Annotated in this window: 1 protein-coding gene; it reads right to left on the minus strand. The window is 48.5% G+C overall.

Going from position 1 to position 736, the window contains the following annotated elements; genetic code table 11:
- The coding region (locus HP456_RS24600; RefSeq protein ID WP_172255892.1) for a hypothetical protein at positions 1 to 736 on the minus strand (736 nt) is incomplete at both ends.

Consider the following 736-nt stretch of genomic DNA (forward strand, 5'->3'; position numbering starts at 1 on the left):
GGTCCATTTTCAACACGTCTTCGGGCTTTAAGACAGGCTCATCTTTATCATAAAAGATCTTGAATCCGCCATATTGATTCGGTTCATCACGTATGTACTTCCCGTACAGTGTCTTTTTGTCGGCAGCTGGTCCCCAGCCGTCAAAGTTTATTGCGACTTCGACGTTGTCTGTCGGTTTAATCGCATCTTTATTTGTCAGTACGCCACCGGTGAATTGGTGGACGAGGACAATTTTATCCGGGAGATTGTTCTTTTCCGTAAGCTCTGATACGTACTCGACTGCCTCCTGAATTTTCTTGCCATCCACTTCCCCTAGATCCTCTCCGGGTTTCTCGCCTTCCATCACGTGGAATTCCGTATCGATTGCCAGGTGAACATTCGGGTGTTTAAGCCATTTCTCAATCATTTTCACCTGCTCCATGACCGTGTCTGTTCCGAGCTGAATATCGAGCATCACCAGCGCGTCATGCTTCTCCGCAAGCTCGACGTACGTTTCAATATTCTCCTCCGATGTCATCCGCACATAATCCCCATCTGCCCCCGGCTCATTCTGCGCCATTGTCGTAATCAGTTCAATCGTCGGGACCGCCGGCCTGCCGGGATCAATGTCGGAATAGGCCTGTGTCTGCTTCTTTAATTTCTTCATAAGCTCTTCCGGCTCCATCGTGCCTAGAATTCCCATATTTTCGGACTGCGGCGTGCCATAATAGGTGACCAAACGATAATCTTTTAATGG

It is taken from the genome of Bacillus haikouensis (assembly GCF_013179555.1).
Classification (GTDB): domain Bacteria; phylum Bacillota; class Bacilli; order Bacillales; family Bacillaceae_B; genus Rossellomorea; species Rossellomorea haikouensis_A.